The sequence below is a fragment of the Mesorhizobium sp. WSM4829 genome, from assembly GCF_055811475.1.
The window spans coordinates 24,130-44,798 of sequence record NZ_JBVVQJ010000043.1; the positions used below are offsets into that span (position 1 = coordinate 24,130).

The window sequence follows — 20,669 nt, forward strand, 5'->3', positions numbered from 1 at the left end:
AAAGTGCCGGTGCGCTTTTGGCGATTAATTTCACACCAAAACGCACAGCCTGTCGTGGACATAAAACGAATGATAATGTTGCATTATCAGTCAGTTACGCCTCTCGTCCCTCGCGTGTGACCAAGGCATCGACCTTGCCGCCTCTAGTCTCAAATCAACCCCCATCCTCGAAACCTTCCCCTCCCCGTCATTTCGCGCAAGCTGAGCTCGCCGACAAGGTTGAGTGCGCCCTGCTTCGAGACTTTTAGCCGGTCTCGGATCATGCCTGTGGAGACGATCGGCCGGGAGAGCACGAGCTCGACCAGGTCGGACAACTTTGAGTTGGCGCGGCGTTCACGCAACCGCCGCTCCATCTGGCTTTTCGCGAGCACGAGTCTATCGTGCTCCTTCTCCAGCCAGCGCGGCTTCCTGGATGGCACCGACAAACGCCAACAGGCGGTCGCTCCGCAACCGTGCTCGCCTGCGCTCCCGCGGAATGTTTTTGGCACCGAGATGCAGTGAGGCGAGATGACCCGCGGCGAGCCCTTCCTGCCGCAGCAGCGCGGCCACGAGCAGATGCCCCAGCCAAGCAGCATGCTGCAGCACATCGATCTCGGACCAAGCCTCGAGCAGGATCGCGGCGCGCAGGACCGTGGGCAGTTCCCGGGTGTCAGCGAGCACGCCCTGCCACTCGGCCAGGCGTGCGCTCGAGCACCGCGTCGATCGCCGCAAATTCTTCCGCCAGCGGATCCGACTCGTCCGCCTCGCCCAGTTCGCCGGCCTCCAGATCCGGGCCAAAAGCCCGCTCCCCTTCCCGGCCACCCTCCGCTGGCGCCGCTGAGCCGCCGCGGCCAGCGTCCTCGTCCCAGTCGAGATCGTAGACGAGGCCGTTTTGCGGCTGCCGGCCGATCCCCGAGGCCGGCTTTCCAGCCGCCGGCATCGCTCCGTCTTCCAACACTTTGGTCGAACGAGGGCGCGATGGCGATCGGCATGAGCCGCGCCGCCGTCATGCGCCGCGTGATCCTGCCGCAGGTCGTCCAGCGCATGCTTCCCGCCTTCACCAATCGGGCCGTCGAGGTCGCCAAGGTGACCTCGCTCGCCTCCGTGCTCAGCGTGCATGAATTGATGTACGAGGGTAGGCTGCTTTCCTCGACCTTCTACCGTCCGCTGGAGATCCTCACGGCGGTCGGCGTCATCTACTTCCTCATCATCTATCCGCTCAGCCTTGCCTCGCTTGTTCTTGAGCGACGCATGGCGCGTGCATCTTGAGGCGAGCGATGACCCAAGCCGTGGCCGCACTCAAATGCACCGGGCTGCACAAATCCTTCGGCAAGCTCGACGTGCTCAAGGGCATCGACTTGACAGTGATGCCAGGTGAGCGCCTGGCCATCATCGGCGGAAGTGGTTCGGGCAAATCGACGCTGCTGCGATGCCTCAACTTCATGGAATTGCCGACCCTGGGAACAGTGGAACTAACGGGCGAGCGTGTCGGGCGGCCGCGCGCCAACGGACAGGTCGACTATCCGGAACGCGATCTCTGCGCCGTGCGCCGACGCGTCGGCATGGTGTTCCAGCAGTTCAACCTCTTCCCGCACATGACGGTTCTGCAAAACGTCATGGAAGGGCTGGTCACCGTCGACCGCATGCGGAAATCCGAGGCGCGCGAACGCGCAATCGGTGAGATCGACCGCGTCGGGCTGACCGACAAGATCGAAGTCTATCCCCGCCGCCTCTCGGGCGGTCAGCAGCAGCGGGTGGCCATTGCGCGGGCCCTTGCCATGCAGCCGGAGGTGATGTTGTTCGACGAGCCGACATCCTCGCTCGACCCGGAACTTGTGGGCGAGGTGCTGCGCACCATCCTCGGCCTTGCCGAAGAAGGGCGCACGATGCTGCTCGTCACGCACGAGCTCGGCTTCGCCTACCGCTTCGCCACGCGCGTGCTTTTTCTGGCCGACGGCGTGGTTCACGAGGAAGGGACGGCCGAGGAAATCTTCCGGGCGCCGAAGCACGCCCGGACAAGAGCGTTCATTGACCGCTCCTCGGAATTTTCACTGTGAGGGCCATGATGGGTTACACAAGTGCACAAAGCTACGACGGCGACGTCCGCAACGACAACGCACTGATCTATGTGAACGGAGAGTTCGTCCACCGCGAAAACGCCGTGGTGTCGGTCTTCGATGCCGGTTTCGTGCTCGGTGACGGCGTGTGGGAAGGGTTGCGGCTCGTTAACGGAAAGCTGCTTTCGCTCAACGCGCATCTCGATCGGCTCTTCGAGGGTGCACGCGCCATCAGCCTCGAGATCGGCATGACGCGCGAGGAGGTCACGCGAGCGCTAATGGAGACCTGCGTGAAGAACGGCTTCACCACCGACACGCACATCCGTCTGATGATCACGCGCGGCCGCAAGTCCACTCCGAACCAGGATCCGCGCTTCACGCTGGGGGGAGCGACCGTGGTCATCGTGGCGGAGATCAAGCGGCCGCGCGGCCAGTTCGCGGAAGCGGGGCTGAAACTGTTCACATCGACCTTCCGCTGCTCGTCGCCCGACGCGTTCGACTTGCGGCTCAATTCGCACAGCCGTCTCAATCTCATCCAGGCGCTGGTCCAGGCGATCGCGGCCGGCGCTGACGAGGCGTTGATGCTCGACCCGCAAGGGTTCGTCGCAAGCTGCAACTCCACGAATTTCTTCATCGTGCGCAAGGGCGAACTGTGGACGTCGCGCGGGCTTTACAGCTTCAACGGCATCACGCGTTCCCACATCGTCCGGCTTTTCGGCGAACATTGCGGGCCGTCTTTCGAGAAGGATTTCACGCTCGTCCAGGCCTACTCGGCCGACGAAGCCTTCGTCACCGGCACTCTGGGCGGGGTCACGCCGGTTGCACACGTCGACGGGCATATGATCGGTGACGGCAAGCCAGGGCCTTTGACGCGCGAGATTTCCCGAATCTACTGGGAGCACGCCGACGCGAACCGCCTGGACTGACGACCGAAGTTCGTGCTCTGCGAAGCACAGCTCGAAGACCGTGTCGCCGGCGGCGACCAAGAGGCGAACGTTGCGCTGGATGCCTTCGACCGTGGCTTCGTCGGCTTTAGATCTCGGTGGACAGGACTGCGAAACGAAGCAGACGCGCCGGGGTGTCCACCGGGCGGAGTGGCCGGGCATGAACATCGTTCAGAATCGCAACGCGATGCTCGTGCGGCACGAGGGTTGGTACTGGATCTTCGCCATCGACCGTTTCGGCTATGTGCGGCAACTTCGGAGGCATCACTGCTTCTTGGGTTCGCTGCCGACCGCTATTGCCGATGCTTGACCATCGTGCCGCCGCCGGTCGCCTGGTCGGTAGGGAAAACCTCGACGCGCGCCACGTCCACGAAGACCGGGAGATCGATCACGTCGCTGACGATCTGCGCGATGTGTTCCGGCTGTATCGGGCGGTAGTCGTCGTAAAGAAGGGCCGCCGCCTGATGGTCCGGTATAGACGTCCGGTAGAGTTGTGTCTGGACACGGCCCGGCACGATTTCGCTGATACGAACCGACGTACCGAGCAAGTCGCAGCGCAGATTGTCGCAAAACAGGCTTAGGCCCGCCTTGGAGGGGCCGTAGGCAGCCATGGAAGGATATGGCGCCTGGCCACCGCTTGAGCCGATGAAGACAAGGTGGCCGCGCTTGCGCGTCACCATCCCAGGCAGGAAGGCTCGGGTCAGGTGCATCGGGGCTTTCAGATTGACGTCGATCATGGCGTCGATCTCAGCGGGATCGATTTCGTGAAAAGCCGCGCGACTGGAGAGAATGCCTGCGTTGTTGACGAGGATATCGACTTCGACGCCGCCCAAGGCATTGACGATTGCCCAGGTGTCGCGGACGTCCGCGATGACCGGAACCGCGCCGCTGAGGCTGGCGAGTTCGCTCAACTGACTTTCGTTGCGCCCGACCGCATGAACGACAAGGCCACGTTCCCTCAAGCGCAGAACTATGGACCGGCCGATCCCGCTGGTCGCGCCCGTGACGAGCGCGGTGCGGTAGGGTGAGTTCTCAGACATAAATGTAGCCTCCGCTGACGACGACGTTCTCGCCGGTCGCGTAAGTGTTGCGGTGGCTTGCCATCATGACGATCCATTCGGCCATTTCCTTCGGCTCAGCGGCTCGGCCGAGGGCACTCGCCCTGGCCAGTTCCGACAGGAATCCGAGTTCCTTCGCCCTATCAGTCGCGAAGCCGGCTGGCGCGACGGAATTGACGAGGATTTGATCGTTTGCGCATTCTTCGGCGAAGGATTTGGTCAGACTGACGACAGCCGCCTTGGTGGCCGCGTAATGGGCGTTTTGCGGATGCGCTTTGAAGGCGTCGACCGAGGTGACGTTGACGATGCGCCCGGTCACCTCAGGTGGACTCACATATTGGCGCATATGCCTGACTGCCGCGACCATCATATGGTAGGTGCCCTTGATGTTGACGGCGTTCTCGAGGTCCCATTCATCGTCGGTGATGTCGAGGATCGGCTTGCGCGGATAGATCGCCGCGCTGTTGACCAGCGCATGGACACGGCCGAGCTTGCCCGCGATCTCGTTGAATCCGGTGTGGCCGGTCTCGGCCCTCGAAATGTCGGCGCATGCGGTGGCGACGTCGGCGCCCTGCCCGGCGAGGTCTTCGGCAGCCTTGGCCAGCAAATCACCATTCCTGTCGACCAGCCCTAGCTTGCCGACGCCATGCTCGATCATCAGTCTGGCTGTCGCGAGCCCAAGGCCGGAAGCGCCACCGACGATCACAACAGTCTGGTCCTTCATACCATCTCCGGGCTTTCGGTAATGCGATGCTATTGGTATGATATCACTTATATGTTAACTTCTCAAATCTCAAGCGATATCCGAGCAGCGCATGATACCTCGCCTCTCTCAAGCACGCCGACGGCCCGAAAACGCTTTCTTCGAGCGCTTGGTGGAAACGGGCTTCCGTGGCGAAACTGAAACGAGAAGCGACAACCGGACGGTGTTCTCAACAGACAACTCGATCTATCAGGTTCAGCCGGCGGGTATTGTGTTTCCTCGCGGAACGGACGACCTGAAAGTCGTTGCCGGCTTGCTGAGCCGGCCGGAATTTGCGCACGCCGCCATCTCGGTTCGCGGCGGTGGCACCGGCACCAACGGCCAGTCGCTGACAGCCGGAATCGTCGTCGACTGCTCCCGACATATGAACCGGATACTCGACATCGATCCGATCCGTCGCGTCGCCCGAGTCGAATGTGGCGTCGTCAAGGACCAGCTCAACCGGGCGCTGGAGCCGTACGGACTGTTCTTCGCTCCGGAATTGTCGACCTCGAATCGGGCGACGATCGGCGGCATGATCTCGACCGACGCGAGCGGCCAGGGTTCCTGCATCTACGGCAAGACCAGCAACCACGTGCTCGGCCTGCGGGTGGTTCTGACGGACGGCACCGACTGGTGGTCGCGGCCGCTCAAGAGGGCGGAACTGGAGAACGTGCAGCGCCGCAGCGACCGGATAGGAGAAATCCACCGGGTTCTCGACCGGATCGAACGCGAGAGGAGGCTGTTGATCGCCCAAACCTTCCCGAAGCTGAACCGCTTCATGACGGGCTACGATCTCGCGCACCTCAGGCGCGCGGACGGCCGCTTCGATCTCAACGCCACGCTGTGCGGCTCTGAGGGAACGCTGGCGATGATCGCTGAGGCGGAACTGAACCTGCTGCCGATTCCGGCCTGCTCGGCTCTCATCAACATTCGCTACGACAATTTCAACACCGCGCTGGAAGACGCCCGCAACCTCATCGCGCTGAGGGGTGGCTTCGGTGGAGACGGTGGACGAAAAGGTGCTGCGCCTTGCCAAGGGCGACGCGGCCTGGGCGGAGATTGCACACTTCTTTCCCGACGACGCTTCCGGCCCCGCGAATGGCATCAATATCGTCGAGGTGTTAACTGACGACCCAACCGAACTCTCTCGCAAGCTTTCCGAGATCGTGTCCCGGCTGGGTGCCAGCTTTCAGCTCGGCCGCGGCGGCTACACGGTGACGCGCGAAAGAAACGAGATCGAGGCGATCTGGACGATGCGCAAACGGGCGGTCGGCCTGCTCGGCAATGTCGAGGGACCGGTGCGGCCGGTCGCCTTTGTCGAGGATACCGCGGTGCCACCGGAAAATCTCGCCGCCTATATCCGCGAGTTTCGTTCAATCCTGGACGGCGAGGGCGTCGACTACGGCATGTTCGGTCATGTCGATGCTGGCGTGCTGCACGTGCGTCCGGCGCTCGACCTCACGCGGGATGATCATGTTCAGCTCGTGCGGCGTATCAGCGACAGGGTGGTGGCGCTGGCGCGCAAATATGGCGGGGTGTTGTGGGGAGAGCATGGCAAAGGCGCGCGTTCCGAATACGTACCCGAATTCTTCGGCGATCTTTATCCCGGCCTACAGGAGATCAAGCGTGTCTTCGACCCTCGTAACCAGCTCAATCCCGGCAAGATCGCCGCGCCTGGCACGAGCCCGCTTCTCAAGATCGACGAGGTCCCGCTGCGTGGCGACTTCGACCGCGTCATCGGCAATGAAATTCGCGCGGCATTCGACAACGCCGCCTATTGCAACGGCAACGGTGCCTGCTTCGATTTTGACGAGAAGAGCGTGATGTGTCCCTCCTACAAGGGTACGCGCGACCGGCGTTTCTCGCCTAAGGGCCGCGCCTCACTAATGCGCGAATGGTTGCGCCTGCTTGCCTTGCAAGGCCTGGATCCTCGCGCCGAGGCGCAACTTCTGCGGCGTACGAACCCGCTTGCCCGGATTGTCGCCCGGACCTGGAATTCCGTGAACCCTGCCAATCGCCGTGACTTCTCCCACGAGGTGCGCGCGGCCATGGACACGTGCCTGGCCTGCAAGGCCTGCTCAGGCCAGTGCCCCGTCAAGGTAAGCGTGCCGGCCTTCCGCGCGAAATTCCTTGAGCTGTATTATGGGCGCTATCTGCGGCCGCTGAAGGACCCGATCGTGGCGGCGATCGAGACGACGCTGCCGTGGATGGCGCGGCTAAAGCCCCTCTACAACGCCTTCGTCGGCTCCGCCGCCGGCGGGGCGATCATGCGGCTCGTGGGCCTGACGGCGCTGCCGGTCATGCCGCCCGTCTCGCTCGCACGTGAACTGGCGCGGAGAGGCATCGGCGTCGCGACACAGGAGCACCTGCTGCGGCTGCCCCCGGAAGAGCGCGCCCGCACGGTGGTCTTCGTGGCGGATGCGTTCACCTCGCATTTCGATCCGCAGGTCGTGCTCGACACGGTCGATCTGGCAAGGAGAATGGGATTCGCGCCGCTGCTGTTGGCCGCCTGGCACAACGGCAAGGCACTCCACGTCCATGGCTATCTGGGCGCGTTCGAAAAAATTGCAGCCAAGACGGCCCGCCATCTGGACGACCTGGCCGACACCGGTGTCACGCTGGTCGGCATCGATCCTTCGATGACGCTGACCTACCGCAGCGAATATGCAACTGCCCCCTCCACACGGACCCGCGCAAGGGTGTTACTGCCTCAAGAATGGTTGGCCGCCAATCTGGACCGGCTGGAGCCGGCACAAGATGTCGCAGACGATAGCGTCTTCAAGCTGATGGCACATTGTACGAAGCGCACCAACGTGTACCATCAGCGCAAGGCCAGTGGTCCGCGGTTTTCGGCAAGCTCGGCATCCGCCTCACATTGGCCGAGATCGGTTGCTGCGGTATGGCCGGCACCTTCGGGCACGAGGTGCGCAACCGCGCGCTTTCGGAGACGATCTATACCATGAGCTGGGCCGCTGAGCTCGCCACGGCTGGGCAAAATGAGGTGCTGATGGCAACCGGCTACTCCTGCAGATCGCAGGCCAAGCAGATCAGCGGGCGCTCGACTCCTCATCCAATCCAGGTCATCAACGCCAGGATCACCGACAGCAAAGGTGGCTGATCTGCCAGCTAGCATGATATGTGATATGTGCTAGATTGGCGCGTACCGAAATCGACGCTTGGAGGATTGGCTTTGGCAATCATAGCGCAACGCGGCAACCTCGCAGAAATCGTCGCGGCGCAACTCACCTCGCGCATCGATTCGGGTCTATATACGCCCGGCGAGAAGATACCGTCGAGTGCCCAGCTTTGCGAGGAATTCGGTGTCAGCCGCACAGTGATCCGTGAAGCCCTGACCTCGCTCAAGATCGGCGGCCGCGTCACGGCACGCCAGGGGGCCGGCGTCTACGTCACCGAAAAGGACGCCAAGACACTCCATTTCGAGATCAGCCGCATCGACGATATCCGCTCGGCCATGCAGATCCTGGAACTGAGGCTGGGGGTCGAGATGCAGTCCGTGGCGCTGGCCGCGGCGCGGCGAACTCCGGAGGCCCTGGCTGAGATCGCCAGAGCCTACGATCATCTGGACAGGTTGGAAACGGACGATGTTGAGGTCGAGGCGCGGGCCGATTTCGACTTCCATCTTGCCATTGCCAAGGCGACGCGCAATCCGCACTTTCAGCATTTCCTCGAAGCCGTCTTCGCCGAGATCAATTTCGACCTTGTGCTGAAGCACCGCCAGTCGGCCCGCGCGCATCAAGCTTATCTGAAGAAGATCAATCGCGAACACTCGGCCATCCTCGCCTCCATAACACAAGGCGATGCCAAAGCGGCCAGGAACGCGCTCGTGGCCCATCTGGAAGAGAGCCTGAACCGCTATCGCGCCATGCTCGACGAGCCGGCGAGCGCGATGTCGGGGGATTGAGGAGGTCGGTGCCGGCCTTTTGCCGGCGCCTCCGGCTGCGGCTACCTACCTTGTGCGATCGCCTGCTCGCGGATCTGCGTCAGGCTCATCTTCGGCGTCAGCGCCTCCGGATCGATCCGGATCTCGATGAGTGCCGGCTTTCTGGACGCCTCACAACACTTGAATGCCTCGGCGAAGTCTTCCGTCTTTTCCACCGTTTCGCCATGCAGTCCGTAGGAGCGGGCCAGCGCCGCAAAATCCGGGTTGGTTAGCCGCGTGCCCGAAACGCGGCCGGGATAGTTGCGCTCCTGGTGCATGCGGATCGTGCCGTACATGCCGTTGTTGATGACGAGGAAGATCACGCGCGCATCGTAGTGCATGGCGGTCGCCAGTTCCTGACCGTTCATCAGGAAGCAGCCGTCGCCGGCGAAGGCCACGACTTCACGCCCCGGTGCGGTGAGCTTGGCGGCGATCGCCGCGGGCACGCCGTAGCCCATGGAGCCATTGGTTGGGCCGAGCTGCGTGCGGAATGTGCGGTACTGATAGAACCGGTGCGCCCAAGCGGAATAGTTGCCCGCACCCGTCGTCAGGATCGCGTCGGGCGCGAGATGGCCACGCAGCCATTCCATGATCTCGCCCATCTGCACCGGACCGGGAATTTTCGGGTGCCTCAGGTTGTCGAGATAGTCGGCGTGAGCTGCCTCGGTCCATGCCTTCCGGACGGGAGGGGTCGCTGGTTTCAGACGACGCGCCTGGGACAGGAACCCGGCGACGCTGGCGTTGACGGGCAGAGCCGCGTGGTAGACGCGCCCAAGTTCCTCGGCACCGGGATGGACATGAATGAAGGTCTGCTTCGGCACCGGAATGTCGATCAGCGTGTAGCCGCCGGTCGTCATTTCGCCGAGCCGCGCGCCGATGGAGATGAGGACATCGCTGTCCTTCATTCGCTGGATCAGCTTCGGCCCGGCGGCGAGGCCGAGGTCGCCTGCGTAGTTCGGGTGAGTGTTGTCGAACAGGTCCTGGCAGCGGAACGAGGCCGCGACGGGCAGGCAGAAGGCTTCCGAGAAGGCCTTGAGGTCCGCGACCGCTTGGGCGGTCCAGCCGCCTCCTCCGGCGACAAGCATCGGCCGCTCCGCCTTGGCAAGCACCGACATCAGTTCCTCAAGCTGCGGCTCGCCCGCGTAGGCTTCGACGCGCTTGTAGGCCGGCACGTCATCGGCCGTCACCTGATCGGTGAGCATGTCTTCAGGCAGCGCCACGACCACGGGACCGGGTCGGCCGTTGACGGCGCGATGAAACGCCTGGCTGATCAATTCGGGAATGCGCGCCGCGTCCTCGATCTCGACCACCCATTTCGCCATCTGACCGTACATGCGGCGGTAGTCCATTTCCTGGAAAGCCTCGCGCTCCATCTGGTCGCGCGCCACTTGGCCGACGAACAGGATCATCGGCGTGGAATCCTGGAAGGCGGTATGCACGCCTACCGAGGCGTTGGTCGCACCCGGGCCGCGCGTTACGAAGCAGATGCCGGGCTTGCCGGTCAGCTTGCCATAGGCTTCGGCCATGTACGCCGCCCCGCCTTCCTGCCGGCACACGATGAGTTCGATGGCATCGGCGGCATCGTGCAGCGCGTCGAGCACATCGAGATAGCTTTCGCCGGGCACGCAGAACGCGCGCTCTACACCGTGGATGCGCAACTGATCGATCAGTACCTGTCCGCCGCTGCGGCTTCCACACTCAGTTTTCATCGTCTTGACCCGTGTTTGAGTTAGATGACCGCGTCTTCGAGGAAAGGCCGATTAGCGACCACGCGTTCGAAGCCGAATGGCGAAAGATCGAGGGTCCGGAACCCGCCATAAGTGATGAGTTCGCTCAGGCCCCGGCCCATGGCCGGCGCCTGCTGCAGTCCATGGCCGGAAAAACCGTTGGCGAAGAGGAAGTTCCCCACCTCGGTATGTGGGCCGAGGATGACGTTGTGGTCGAGCGTGCAGTAGTCATAGTGCCCGGCCCAGGCATTCACGACCTTGATCGCCTCGAAGGCGGGCACCCGGTTGGCGAGGATCGGCCAGATTTCGTCCTCGAACTCGTCGTGCATGACCGCGAAATCGTTAGGATCCACTTCCGGGTCGTGCTTGGGATAGGTGCCCATCAGGTAGAATTTGCCCTCGGGGCGGAAGAACACGCCGGTCGGGTCGATGGTAAGCCCCACCTTTCCTTCGAGCGGCGTACGGCAGTCGACCACGAAGAGCGAACGCCGGCGCGGCTCGACGGGAATGTCGAGGCCGGCCATGCGGGCGACCTTCTTGCCGTTGGTGCCGGACGTGTTCACGAGCGTGCCGCAGCCGATCGTCTGGCCGCTTTTCGTGGTTACCGAGACGATGCAGTCGCCGGCACGGTTCACCGCCACGACTTCGTCCTCGATATATTCGACGCCAAGGGCGCGGGCCTTTCTGCGAAAGCCCTGCATCAGCGCCGAACTGTCGAACCAGCCTTCGCCGCGCTCGCCGTAGCTCCCGAGTGACAGACCGTCGAGGTTGAGCCAGGGGAAGCGGCGGCCGAGCGTGTCGACGTCGAACAACGTCACCTCCGCCCCGCACGCCGCCTGCGTTGCATGGTTGCGACGTAACACCTCGCTGCCCCGCTCGTCCTCGGCAAGGAACAGGTAGCCGTTCTCGTGGAAGCCGATTTCCGGAGTGTCGTCGTCGACCGCGACGTTCTCCTTGAAACTGCGGATGAACTGCGTCCCGAATTGCGAGACCTGGACGTTGATCGCGTTGGAGAACTGATGGCGGATCGAGCTCGAGGACAGCGCGGTCGCTGAGCGCTGGAAGGTCCAGTCTTTCTCGACCACCAGCACCGAGCCCTTGAAATCCGGATTCGTCGCCAGGAAATAGGCCGTCGCGCTGCCGACCACGGCGCCGCCGACGATCACGACATCGTAGGATGCCTTGGATGCCTGCATGACAGCGCTCACTTCTGCTCGTCGTCGTCGGGATGGCCGAGGGCACAGAAGAAGCCGCCCTGAAAACGAATCGCGGGATCGTTCGGATCGCCCTGGGGAGTACTGGCGATTACTTTCTCGCGATAATCGTCCGCGCTGTCCTGCGGCTTGTAGCCGAGGATGCTGGCCGTGCGATTGTCCCAGAAGGACTCACTGTTGTTCGACATGCCGTAAGCGATCATGAAGCCGACCCGCGGAGCTGACAGGCTCCTTTCGACCAGTTGGCGGCAGTCGCGATAGGAAAGCCATGTTATCAGATGGCGGCGATCTGCCGGCTCCGGATAAGACGAACCGATGCGCAGGCAGATGGTTTCGATGCCGAACTTGTCGAAATAAAATCGCCCGAGATTCTCCACGAAGGTCTTGGACACGCCATAGAGGCTGTCCGGCCGCGTCGGCACATTGGCGTCGATTGTTTCCGTGCGCTCATAATAGCCGATGGCATGCACCGAGCTGGCATAGACGATGCGCTTCACGCCATGGCGCCGCGCCGCCTCATAGACGTTGTAGGTGCCGATGATGTTGTTGTTGAGGATGGCCTTCCACGGCGCTTCCAGGCCCTGCCCGCCCATGTGAACGATGGCGTCGCATCCCTTCACAGCCGCCGACACGGCCTCGAAATCCGAAAGATCCGCTGGCGCGTCTTCCTCGTGCGGGGCGAGGTTTTCGCAAGGTCCGAGCGAGGAAAGGCGCACGACCTTGCCGAGCTGCGTTCCCGATTTCCTGAGCTCCGTTCCGAGCGCACCCGCGGCGCCGGTGAGCAGGGTTCGTTGAAAATCCGTCATGGGCTCTTCTTTCCGTTATCGGAGCCGCGCCAGCGCATCGGCGACACGTTCGGCGGCGGCGGTCAGATTGTCGCTCGACGTCGCAAAGGACAGGCGGATGTAGGGTTCGATGCCGAACGCTGCCCCCGGCACCGTTGCGACCTTGCCCGCTTTCAGGAGGTAGGATGCCAGTTCCGCGTCATTGGCAATCGTCGTTCCGTCGGGAGTGGTCTTGCCTATGTGGGGTTCGCATTTAGGGAACAGGTAGAAGGCTCCGTCAGGCGCCCGCACTTCCAAGCCCGGGATGGCTCCGAAACTCTTCGTCACCAGCGCGCCGCGCACCTTGTATTCCTCGACAGCCTTGCTGACGAAGTCCTGTGGGCCATTGAGCGCCGCAACGGCGGCGGCCTGAGTGATCGACGACGGGCAAGTCGTGCTCTGCGACTGGAGCTTGTTCAGCACCTTGGTCAGGCTTTTTGGCCCGGCGGCATAACCCAGCCGCCAGCCGGTCATGGCGTAAGCCTTGGAGACGCCGTTGACAATTAGCGTTCGCTCGCGCAAGTCGGGGCAGGCTGCCGCGAACGAGGCGAACGGTACTTCGCCGCATACAATATGCTCGTAGATCTCGTCCGACATGATGGCAACGCGCGGATGCCGCGTCAGAACCGCGCCGAGCGCCCTCAGTTCCTCGGCGCTGTAGATCGCCCCGGTTGGATTAGACGGCGAGTTGAACAGGAACCACCGCGTCTTCGGCGTGATGGCAGCCTCCAACCGTTCCGGCGCGAGCTTGAAGGCATCCTCGACGCCGCAGCAAACGATTTTCGGCACGCCGCCATGCAGGATGATGATGTCGGTGTAAGACACCCAATAGGGTGCCGGGACGATCACCTCGTCGCCAGGCTCCAGCGTGCCGAGGAAAGCGTTGAACAAGATCTGCTTGGCGCCGTTGCCGATGGAGATCTCGTCGATCGCATAGTCCAGCCCGTTCTCGCGCTTGAACTTGGCAACGATCGCCTCGCGCAGCTCTGGAAGCCCGTCCGGTCCGGTATAGCGTGTCACGCCGCGCCGCATTGCGTCGATGGCGGCCTGAACCACATGGGCAGGCGTATCGAAATCCGGCTCGCCGAGCGACAGGTCGACGACGCTTTCCCCCTTGGCGCGCATCGCCTTGGCTGTCATGGACACCGCCATTGAGGGCGACGATTTGATCGTCGCGGCCCGCTTGCTCTCAAAAGCGATCATGTTCATCCTTTTGGCTTCCGTATGCTGGCCTTGCCGTGGATTTCGACCTGTTCGCCGGTGAGGTAGCCGTGCTTGAGGTCGTGCTCGAGCGCCGCCGCCGGACGCTTCGCGGGATCACCGAAGCCGCCGCCGCCCGGAAGCTGGAGCACCAGACGACGCGCCGGCGGCACGAATTGCAGGCCCTTGCCGCGCAGGACCGTTCCGTCGTCGAGCGATACCGATCCCGGCGCACCGTCCTTGCCGCCGTCGCGACCCCGGGCCGGATGGTTGAGGCGGTCGAACATGGCCGAAAAACGGAAACCGTAGCCGTCGGCCGCCGCGATCTCGATGGTCTGGCCGAGGCCGCCGCGATACTCGCCGGCGCCACCCGAACCCTCTCGCAGTTCTTTGCGCCAGACGATAATGGGGCCGACATTCTCGGTCGCCTCGATCGGCATGGTGTGGACGCCGCTCGGAAACGCCGTGGCGTTCAGCCCGTCGAGCGTGGGGCGCGCGCCGGAACCGCCGGAGTTGAACATCAGGATCTCTGCGCCGGAACCACCGATCTCATCCGATAGCGGCCGCACACTCATGTGCAGGTTCCAGAGCGCGCTCGCGCCTTCGGCTGGCGCCCTGCCGGGCAGCGCCTGATGCAATGCGCCGAGCACGAGATCCGGCACGAAATGGCCAAGCACGTGGCGCACGGCCACTGGCGCCGGGCGCTTGGCATTGAGGATACAACCTTCCGGCGCGACGATGTCGAACGGCGCCAGCGAGGCAGCATTGTTCGGAATTTCAGGCGCCACGACGCATTTGATGCCGTAGCAGGCATAGGCCTTGGCATAGACGAGCGGCACGTTGATGCCGAATTTGCTCATACCCGAGGTGCCGTCGAGATCGACCAGCACTCCATCGGGGCCGATTGTCAATTTCGCCTGCAGGTGAACCGGTTCGTCATAGCCGTCGAGGTCGAGGCCATAGGACCAGCTTCCATGCGGCAGCGCACGCAACCGCTCCAGCGTCGCCTCGCGGCTGTGTTTCAGGATGAAGCCGCCGATTTGTGAGAGATCCGCAAGGTTGAATTCCGTCAGCATGTCGGTGAGGCGGCGGTGGCCAGTTTCGTTGCAAGCTGCGAGCGCATGGAAATCGCCCACCACCTTGTCGCTCTCGCGTACATTGTTGCGGACGATGTGGACGAGGGTCCGGTTGAGCTCCCCGCGCTCGAAGAACTTCATGATCGGGATGAACAGGCCTTCCTCATAGACCTCGCGTGCGTCCGGCCCGAAGCCGCGCCCGCCGACATCGACCACATGGGCCGTTGATGCGAAGTGGCCGACCAACCTGCCGTGATGGAAGGAGGGTGTCACGACGGTGATGTCGTGCAGGTGGCCGGTGCCCTTCCAGGGATCGTTGGTGATGTAGACGTCGCCCTCGAAGATGTTCTCGGGGCCGATGTCGCGGATGAAGTGGGCGACCGATTCGGCCATGGCGTTAACGTGGCCTGGCGTGCCGGTGACTGCCTGGGCGAGCATGCGGCCTTCAAGGTCGAAGACGCCGGCGGACAAATCGCCCGCCTCCCGGACTGAGGTGGAGAAAGCGGTACGGATCAGCGTTTGCGCCTGCTCCTCGACCACCGAGATCAGCCGGTTCCACATCACCTGCATGTGGATGTCGATCATGGACTGGTTCATGTTCCGGTCCTCATGTGCGGGTGGCCAGGATACAGCCGTCGTTCTGGATGACGGCCCTGAAGGAGGCAGTGAGCACCGTCGAGGTCTCGCGCTCGACGATAACGGCGGGCCCTTTGACGACATCGCCGGGGTTGAGCGCCGAGCGGTCGTGAATGCCGGCCTCGAGATAGGCCCTCTGCGCGGCCTCGAACAGGCGCCGGGTCTTCGTCGGGGCGACAACGGAGCCCTCGGAAACTGGCTCGACACGGGCGACAGGTGGAAGCGGTGAGCTGACCTTGACCGACCAGCTGACGATCTCGACGTCAAGACCTTCGATGGCGCGACCGAAGACGCGCTCATATTCCTCTCCGAACAGTGCGCCTATGCGGGCGGCGCTGTCGGCGTCGAAGCGGGCAAGCGGCAGGGCGACTGGAATGTCCCATCCCTGTCCGACATAGCGCATGAACACGCTACGTTTGATCACAGGTTCGCGATCATCGATCCCCCCGGCGACGAACCCTGCGGCCTCGGCCTCCATCGCCTCCATCAGGCGGTTCGCCGCCGACGCATCGAATTGCGACAGACGGAATACCGAACTGCGGACCGCTTCATAACCGAAGGGCGCCCTGAGGAAGCCGATGGCAGAGCCGACGCCGGCACCAGGCGGCACCAGAAAGCTGGAAATACCCATCTTCTCGCAGAGCCGGGCGGCATGTAGCGGGCCGGCACCGCCGAAGGTGATCATAGTGAAATCGGAGATGTCCTTGCCGTTCTCCACGGCGTGGACCCGGCCGGCATTGGCCATGTTCTCGTCCACCATCTCGCAGGTGCCGTAGGCGGCCGCTTCCGCATCGAGCCCGATCACGGCGCCGATGTCGACGCGCATTGCCTTGCGACTCGCCTCGGCGGACAGTGTGATCGCCCCGCCGGCGAAATTGTCCGGATCGAGCTTGCCGAGCATCAGGTCGGCATCGGTCACTGTCGGATGCGCGCCGCCGCGCTGATAGCAAGCCGGCCCCGGCTCGGAGCCGGCGCTGTGTGGACCAACGCGAATCTGGCGCATGCCGTCGACCCCGGCGATGGAGCCGCCGCCGGCGCCGATCTCGACCATCTCCACCACCGGAATGGAGATCGGCATGCCTGAGCCCTTGCGAAAGCGATAGGTGCGCGCGACCTCGAAGGTCTTCGCGGTATTGGGAACTTGCTTCTCGATCAGGCAGATTTTCGCCGTCGTGCCGCCCATGTCGTAGGAAAGCACCGCGTCGAGGCCGTGATGGCGGGCGATATCGGCGGCGAAAATCGCGCCGCCCGCAGGGCCGGATTCCACCAGCCGCACCGGAAACTCCGAGGCGCTTTCAACCGAGACGATTCCGCCGCCGGAATGGATCATGAAAACCGGACAGCCGACGCCGATCTCCTTGAGGGAGACGACGAGGCGGTCGAGATAGGATTTGATCGCCGGCTTCACGTAGGCGTTGGCGCATACGGTGTTGAAGCGCTCGAACTCCCGCATTTGCGGCGAGACCTCCGAAGAGATCGAGACGGAAAGCGCCGGCAACCGCTTTAGCAGCGCGTCCCTCACCCGCCTTTCATGGCCGCCGTTGGCATAGGCATGGATGAAGCCGATCGCCGCGCTTTCATAGCCGCCCGCTGCGATGCGTTCGGCCACAACATCGACGGATGCGTCGTCGAGCGGCAGCAGCACCTTGCCGGAGGCATCCATTCGCTCGCGCACGACGAAGCGGTCCGCGCGTTCGATCAGCGCGGGCGGAAGAGCAATATTCAGGTCGTACTGCTCGAAGCGGTTTTCGGTGCGCATTTCCAGCACATCGCGAAAACCTTCGGTGGTGACGAACGCCGTCCTGGCCCCGCGCCGTTCGATCAACGCGTTCGTGGCGAGCGTGGTGCCGTGGATGAGGATATCGATCTGCGACAGCTCGATGCCAGCCATCTCCGCCACCACCTGCACGCCTTTCAGGATCGCGCGCTCTGGCGCTGCGTAGTCGGTCAGTATCTTGGTGGAATGCAGCGCTCCATCGAGATCGAGCGCGATGTCGGTGAAAGTTCCGCCAATGTCCACGCCGACACGACAATTTCCTCCCGCGGGTACCGACATTCTCATCTCCTAAATGCCTTTGAGAGCAAGCGGTCCTCGCTCAACCCCAGCCTGCGCGATGCTCCAAGGCACTGACATCTATTACTTTTTCTTATCTAGCGCGGAGCGAAATAATTCCGCTTGACGTTCTTTCGATATAGCACTTATCATATATGTGTCAACTTAAAAGGGGCAACGTTCCTCGCGATCCGACCAAGCGGAGAGAAGCTCCAAGGGCGGAGGATCAGGCCGAAAACGGCCGACCCGAAAAGGAAAGATATTCGGAGTGCGGGCCGAACCCGCACCCAAAACGGATCCAACAAGGATGTCTCCTAACAGAGGGAAGGTTCAAATGAATCGCTTACGCAAATATCTCGCTGCCGCCGCGGTAGCGTCCTCCATGTTCGCGGCACAGGCCTTGGCGGCCGACGCCATCAAGATCGGGGTTGCGGGTCCGATGACAGGGGCCAACGCCACCTTCGGCGAACAGATTTGGACGGGTGTCTCCACCTACGTCAATGAAGTGAACACGTCCGGCGGCATCGACGGCAGGCAGATCGAGCTCGTGAAGGGCGACGACGCATGTGAGCCCGGTGGCGGTCGCCAACCGCCTCGTGGATCAGGACAAGGTCCAGGCGGTGGTCGGCCATTTCTGCTCGTCCAGCACCATCCCTGCGTCGGAAATCTACAACGACGCCGGCATATTGACGATCACGCCTGCATCCACAAACCCGATCGTCACTGACCGCGGCCTCGAAACGATGTTCCGCACCTCCTGCGGCCGCGACGACCAGCAGGCGGTGGTCGCCGGCTCGTACATTCTCGACACGCTAAAGCTCGACAGGATCGCGCTGATCCATGACAAGGATACCTATGGTCAGGGCCTGGTCGACGCGCTCAAGCGGGCACTTGCCGAAAAGGGCGTCGAGCCGGTGCTGTATGAAGGCCTCACCCGTGGTGAGCGCGACTTCAACGCGCTTGTCACCAAGATCAAGAGCTCCGGCGCGCAGGCAGTCTACTTCGGCGGCCTCATCCCGGAGGCAGGCCCGCTCATCGCCAAATCCACGAGCAGGGCCTCGATGTGAAATTCGTTAGCGGTGACGCACTCGCCCAAAAGGAAATTGTCACCGCCGCCGGCGGCGCGCAGAACCTCAAGAACGTCTACTACTCGTCCGCAGCAGACCCAAAGGAAGACCCGGCTGCCGCCGAAGCACAGGATGCGCTGAAGAAGGCCAACGTGCCTCTCGACAACTACACGCTCTTCGGTTTCGCCAGCGCCCAGGCCATCGTCGCGGCGCTGCAGGGAACCAAGAACGGCAGCATCGACGACCAGCTCAAATGGCTGCAGTCCAACTCGGTCAAGTCGGCTGTTGGCGACCTCGCCTGGAATGAGAAAGGCGACGTCAAGGACTTCAAGTTCGTCTTCTATACCTTCGACGACAAGGGCGATCCGGCCCGCGCAAACTGACGGAATTGAACCCTGCCGGTCGGGCTTTGTTCGGCCGGCTCCTGCATGCCCATGAACAAAGGGGGCCGCAGTGGACTTCTACATCCTGGCGCAGCAATTGGTGAATGGCATCACGCTGGGCACCATCTATGGGCTGATCGCCGTCGGCTACACCATGGTCTACGGCGTCATCCGCATGATCAATTTCGCCCATGGCGACGTCTACATGGTGTCAGCCTATATTGCAGCTATCACGCTTGCGGTGCTCCACTTCTTCGGTGTCCAGTCCGTTCCATTCGCACTCATCTCGATTCTGATCATCACCTGCGCCGTCACGGGCGTCTACGGCTGGACGATCGAGCGTGTCGCCTATCGGCGTTGCGCGGGTCAACGAAGCTTGCGCCCTTGATCTCGGCCATCGGCATTTCGCTGATGCTACAGAGCTATGTGCAGGTGGCGCAGGGCGCGCGCGACCAGGACGTTCCGCTGCTGATCCAGGGTGCCTTCCGTTTTGGAGATGGCGCTCACTTCGTGCAGATCACCTATATGCAGACGGTGATCCTCATCGCCTCGCTCGTCGCCGTGGCGCTTCTGACCTATCTCATCAACCACACGCGCATCGGCCGCGAGTGCCGGGCCACCCAGCAAAACCGCCACATCTCCGCGGTGCTGGGTGTAAACACCGACCGCACGATCTCCACCGTCTTCGTTATCGGCGCCGCGACGGCAGCCGTCGGCGGCGTGCTCGTCACCTTCAACTACGGCTCGTTCAACTTCTTTATCGGCTTCGTGATGGGTATCAAGGCCTTCACGGCAGCTGTCCTTGGGGAGCATGAGGATTTGTGGGGCGGGCTGGAACGAAGTATGTCGTCACCGTTGAATTTTGACGGGGCCGGCGGATGTGAAAAGGGCAAAACGGGCAGCGACGAAAACTGCCGGAGAGGCGGCAGCCTCGGAGGATGAGATTTCCATCCTGCAATTCCGCATCTGGCTGAAGGACGTGAGCCCCATGGTGTGGCGTAGGGTTCAGGTTCCCTCGACGATGACGCTACGCGAGTTTCATGGCGTCCTTCAGGTCGCGATGGGATGGGAAGGCATACACCTTTACCAGTTCGTCATTCACACGGTGCGGTACGGCTCGTGGGAGGCGGGTGCCCGCTTTCCGGCTATCCCACTTGGCAATTTGCAACTGCGTAACGGCAGCCGGTTCCTGTACGAGTACGACCTCAACTTCCCTTGGGAGCACGAGGTCCGGCTAGAGCAGCGCCGGCCTGTCAAACCCGGAGCTCACTATCCGGCGTGTACGGGCGGCGACGGCAACTGTCCGCCTGAGGATTGTGGTGGACCGGAAGCCTGGATGTGGCAGAGGGACGAGGCGCTCGGGCCTGACCTCCATGAGGATCTCGCCACAGCATTGGAATTCATCACGGAAATCGGCGACACCCGGTCCCTTGCGGTCCTCGATGATCCGGACCGCGCTTGGGAATTACAGGAATTGCGGTTTCGGATCAAAGGCGGAGCTACACTGCTGGGCCAGTCGTTCGAGCGGCGGAAAGTGAATGATCGCCTGCGGCAGAGCGAACATCTGATCCTCATGCACCAGCAGATGTGACGGGCCTGATGACCTGATCTTTCGAAAGAAGATTGGCCCCCAGAAGGGCGGCATCATCACCGCGAGTGTTGATGCCCGAAAGCAAGGCTGGGATGGCGTTTGCGGCCTGCTTGATCGAGATCATGTCGGTTTACCGGACGATTTTCGGATTGCTAACTGATGGTCTTTATCAGCG

Annotated in this window: 21 protein-coding genes and 2 pseudogenes; 11 read left to right on the forward strand and 12 right to left on the reverse strand. The window is 62.6% G+C overall.

All coding sequences use genetic code 11. The features are described 5' to 3' along the window. Positions 1-149: 149 nt before the first annotated feature. The 3 genes from AC0L17_RS29025 to AC0L17_RS29035 are packed head-to-tail and all read right to left on the reverse strand — an operon-like array spanning position 150 to position 919. Entirely contained in the window at positions 150-371 is a 222-nt protein-coding gene (locus AC0L17_RS29025) for a helix-turn-helix domain-containing protein (RefSeq protein ID WP_473518304.1), read from the reverse strand. Between the two features lie 4 nt (positions 372-375). Beyond that, positions 376-660, reverse strand: a complete 285-nt coding sequence (locus AC0L17_RS29030) for a DUF1612 domain-containing protein (RefSeq protein ID WP_473518305.1) — start codon at positions 658-660, stop codon at positions 376-378. Beyond that, positions 650-919: a hypothetical protein gene (locus AC0L17_RS29035; protein ID WP_473482137.1), complete on the reverse strand. Its 270-nt coding sequence runs from the start codon at positions 917-919 to the stop codon at positions 650-652. Before AC0L17_RS29035 ends, AC0L17_RS29030 begins: the two co-directional genes overlap by 11 nt. 38 nt (positions 920-957) lie before the next feature. Between AC0L17_RS29035 and AC0L17_RS29040 the strand changes: the two genes are divergently transcribed. From AC0L17_RS29040 to AC0L17_RS29055, 4 genes are all read left to right on the forward strand, one after another. Beyond that, positions 958-1,248 carry a hypothetical protein gene (locus tag AC0L17_RS29040; RefSeq protein WP_473482139.1) on the forward strand — a complete coding sequence of 97 codons (291 nt, stop codon included), beginning with the start codon at positions 958-960 and terminating at the stop codon, positions 1,246-1,248. Positions 1,249-1,256: 8 nt separating this feature from the next. After that, positions 1,257-2,036 (forward strand): amino acid ABC transporter ATP-binding protein, encoded by a 780-nt coding sequence (locus AC0L17_RS29045; RefSeq protein WP_473518306.1) that lies wholly within the window; start codon positions 1,257-1,259, stop codon positions 2,034-2,036. Positions 2,037-2,044: 8 nt separating this feature from the next. Further along, positions 2,045-2,962 carry an aminotransferase class IV gene (locus AC0L17_RS29050; RefSeq protein ID WP_473482141.1) on the forward strand — a complete coding sequence of 306 codons (918 nt, stop codon included), beginning with the start codon at positions 2,045-2,047 and terminating at the stop codon, positions 2,960-2,962. Between the two features lie 178 nt (positions 2,963-3,140). Next, the gene (locus AC0L17_RS29055; RefSeq protein ID WP_473482142.1) at positions 3,141-3,290 is read left to right on the forward strand and encodes a hypothetical protein; all 150 of its coding nucleotides are present in this window, start codon (positions 3,141-3,143) and stop codon (positions 3,288-3,290) included. Here AC0L17_RS29055 and AC0L17_RS29060 read toward each other — a convergent pair. Together AC0L17_RS29060 and AC0L17_RS29065 are read right to left on the reverse strand one after the other, a co-directional pair. Next, positions 3,274-4,020, reverse strand: a complete 747-nt coding sequence (locus AC0L17_RS29060; RefSeq protein WP_473482144.1) for an SDR family oxidoreductase — start codon at positions 4,018-4,020, stop codon at positions 3,274-3,276. The genes AC0L17_RS29055 and AC0L17_RS29060 overlap by 17 nt on opposite strands. Beyond that, a complete protein-coding gene (locus AC0L17_RS29065) occupies positions 4,013-4,762 on the reverse strand; it encodes an SDR family NAD(P)-dependent oxidoreductase (protein ID WP_473482147.1) in 750 nt (249 codons plus the stop codon). The genes AC0L17_RS29060 and AC0L17_RS29065 overlap by 8 nt, the downstream gene beginning before the upstream one ends. A 91-nt stretch (positions 4,763-4,853) precedes the next feature. On the opposite strand from AC0L17_RS29065, the pseudogene ydiJ reads away from it, so the two are divergent. Both ydiJ and AC0L17_RS29075 read left to right on the forward strand, forming a co-directional pair. Then, positions 4,854-7,901 (forward strand): annotated as a pseudogene (gene ydiJ, locus AC0L17_RS29070) (D-2-hydroxyglutarate dehydrogenase YdiJ). 72 nt (positions 7,902-7,973) lie between these two features. Then, positions 7,974-8,705: a FadR/GntR family transcriptional regulator gene (locus AC0L17_RS29075; protein ID WP_473482153.1), complete on the forward strand. Its 732-nt coding sequence runs from the start codon at positions 7,974-7,976 to the stop codon at positions 8,703-8,705. Positions 8,706-8,746: 41 nt separating this feature from the next. Here AC0L17_RS29075 and AC0L17_RS29080 read toward each other — a convergent pair whose 3' ends face one another. Genes AC0L17_RS29080 through AC0L17_RS29105 form a run of 6 tightly spaced genes read right to left on the reverse strand, consistent with a single transcriptional unit; the run spans position 8,747 to position 17,456 of the window. Continuing rightward, on the reverse strand, positions 8,747-10,432 hold the full coding sequence (locus AC0L17_RS29080; protein ID WP_473518307.1) for a thiamine pyrophosphate-binding protein: 1,686 nt from the start codon (positions 10,430-10,432) through the stop codon (positions 8,747-8,749). Between the two features lie 20 nt (positions 10,433-10,452). After that, on the reverse strand, positions 10,453-11,646 hold the full coding sequence (locus tag AC0L17_RS29085; RefSeq protein WP_473482156.1) for an NAD(P)/FAD-dependent oxidoreductase: 1,194 nt from the start codon (positions 11,644-11,646) through the stop codon (positions 10,453-10,455). 8 nt (positions 11,647-11,654) lie between these two features. Next, a complete protein-coding gene (locus AC0L17_RS29090) occupies positions 11,655-12,470 on the reverse strand; it encodes an NAD-dependent epimerase/dehydratase family protein (RefSeq protein WP_473518308.1) in 816 nt (271 codons plus the stop codon). A gap of 15 nt (positions 12,471-12,485) precedes the next feature. Continuing rightward, positions 12,486-13,697 (reverse strand): pyridoxal phosphate-dependent aminotransferase, encoded by a 1,212-nt coding sequence (locus AC0L17_RS29095; protein WP_473518309.1) that lies wholly within the window; start codon positions 13,695-13,697, stop codon positions 12,486-12,488. Beyond that, complete coding sequence (locus AC0L17_RS29100) at positions 13,694-15,361, reverse strand: hydantoinase B/oxoprolinase family protein (protein ID WP_473482162.1); 1,668 nt, start codon at positions 15,359-15,361, stop codon at positions 13,694-13,696. Before AC0L17_RS29100 ends, AC0L17_RS29095 begins: the two co-directional genes overlap by 4 nt. Before the next feature lie 10 nt (positions 15,362-15,371). Further along, a complete protein-coding gene (locus AC0L17_RS29105) occupies positions 15,372-17,456 on the reverse strand; it encodes a hydantoinase/oxoprolinase family protein (protein WP_473518310.1) in 2,085 nt (694 codons plus the stop codon). Between the two features lie 436 nt (positions 17,457-17,892). On the opposite strand from AC0L17_RS29105, the pseudogene AC0L17_RS29110 reads away from it, so the two are divergent. The 5 genes and pseudogenes from AC0L17_RS29110 to AC0L17_RS29130 all read left to right on the forward strand — a co-directional run bounded on the left by AC0L17_RS29110 (position 17,893) and on the right by AC0L17_RS29130 (position 20,494). Beyond that, a pseudogene (locus AC0L17_RS29110) lies at positions 17,893-18,520 on the forward strand (branched-chain amino acid ABC transporter substrate-binding protein). Then, positions 18,517-18,903: a hypothetical protein gene (locus tag AC0L17_RS29115; RefSeq protein ID WP_473518311.1), complete on the forward strand. Its 387-nt coding sequence runs from the start codon at positions 18,517-18,519 to the stop codon at positions 18,901-18,903. The pseudogene AC0L17_RS29110 and the gene AC0L17_RS29115 overlap by 4 nt, the downstream one beginning before the upstream one ends. A 70-nt stretch (positions 18,904-18,973) precedes the next feature. Then, the gene (locus AC0L17_RS29120; RefSeq protein WP_473518312.1) at positions 18,974-19,291 is read left to right on the forward strand and encodes an ABC transporter permease subunit; all 318 of its coding nucleotides are present in this window, start codon (positions 18,974-18,976) and stop codon (positions 19,289-19,291) included. Continuing rightward, positions 19,288-19,845: an ABC transporter permease subunit gene (locus tag AC0L17_RS29125; RefSeq protein ID WP_473518313.1), complete on the forward strand. Its 558-nt coding sequence runs from the start codon at positions 19,288-19,290 to the stop codon at positions 19,843-19,845. The genes AC0L17_RS29120 and AC0L17_RS29125 overlap by 4 nt, the downstream gene beginning before the upstream one ends. After that, a complete protein-coding gene (locus AC0L17_RS29130) occupies positions 19,784-20,494 on the forward strand; it encodes a plasmid pRiA4b ORF-3 family protein (RefSeq protein WP_245430210.1) in 711 nt (236 codons plus the stop codon). Before AC0L17_RS29125 ends, AC0L17_RS29130 begins: the two co-directional genes overlap by 62 nt. On the opposite strand, the gene AC0L17_RS29135 is transcribed toward AC0L17_RS29130, so the two are convergent. After that, a complete protein-coding gene (locus AC0L17_RS29135) occupies positions 20,475-20,618 on the reverse strand; it encodes a hypothetical protein (protein WP_189524368.1) in 144 nt (47 codons plus the stop codon). The two genes, AC0L17_RS29130 and AC0L17_RS29135, sit on opposite strands and share 20 nt — an antisense overlap. Between the last annotated feature and the right edge of the window lie 51 nt (positions 20,619-20,669).